1 protein-coding gene is annotated in these 1036 nt (G+C 44.0%); it reads left to right on the top strand.

The features are described 5' to 3' along the window. A partial coding sequence (locus ONT08_RS16410; RefSeq protein WP_264960470.1) for a transposase occupies window positions 1-1036 on the top strand: 1036 nt, incomplete at both ends.

Genomic DNA, 1036 nt, shown 5'->3' with positions numbered 1-1036 from the left:
AGGTAAGCAATTATCTTTCGCAACAATCAACCGCTTTAGATCCAATCATATGATTAAATGCATCGACTTTTATTTTGATGCAGTCGTCTCCATATTGGTTGAAAAGGGCGTGATTAGTCTGGAGGAACAATATGTTGATGGCACTAAGATAGAGTCGAAAGCAAACAAGTACACGTTTGTATGGAAGAAGACTGTGGAAAAGAACAGGGCTAAGCTCTTGGAAAAGACCTCTGCTGCATTGGCTCAGATAAAAGAACAAATTCGCCTGAATGGCGGGAGTGACATTAAGGAAGAAGACAGCGAGCCAGCCACTTCCGCCAAGGATGTAGAGAGAAGTGCACGTTTGTGTGAGAGGCAAGCTAAGAACCTTCCTAAGGCAAAGCTTACAGGAAGAGAGAAGCAAAAGCTAAATACTCAGATAGATCACTTGTTCAAAGCCTCGGACAAACTGTGCGAGTATGAAAAATCACTGGATATACTGGGCGAGAGAAACAGTTACTCCAAGACTGATCCCGATGCGACCTTCATGCGCCTCAAGGAAGATGCCATGAACAATGGGCAGACAAAGCCTGCCTATAACCTTCAAATTGCGACAGAGAATCAATATTGGACGAATTTCGCCCTTTATCCCAATCCAACAGACACCCTGACCTTCAAGCCTTTTTTGGATAAGTACAAGAAAAGATATGGAAAGCAATCCAAGAGCGTCACCGCAGACTCAGGGTATGGCTCGGAGGAGAACTACGAGTACCTAGAGATGGAAGAAATGATGGGTTATGTAAAGTACAACTGGTTTCACAAGGAACAGCATAAGCCTTTCAAGGAGGATGCCTTCAACCAAGCGAACTTCTACTACAACAGGGATGATGACTATTATGTCTGCCCCATGGGACAACACATGGAACCTTGTGGACAACGGCAAACGAAAAGTGACTCCGGCTATGTGTCTGTCATTACATTATATAGAGCACAACGATGTGATGGATGTCCGCTTGGAAGTCTCTGCAAGAAATCCAAAGGCAACAGAACCATATAT

This window comes from Segatella copri, assembly GCF_026015465.1.
Taxonomy (GTDB): Bacteria; Bacteroidota; Bacteroidia; order Bacteroidales; family Bacteroidaceae; genus Prevotella; species Prevotella copri_E.
The sequence above is the reverse complement of the archived record's forward strand: the minus strand, read 5'-3'. Positions and strand labels throughout refer to the sequence as shown.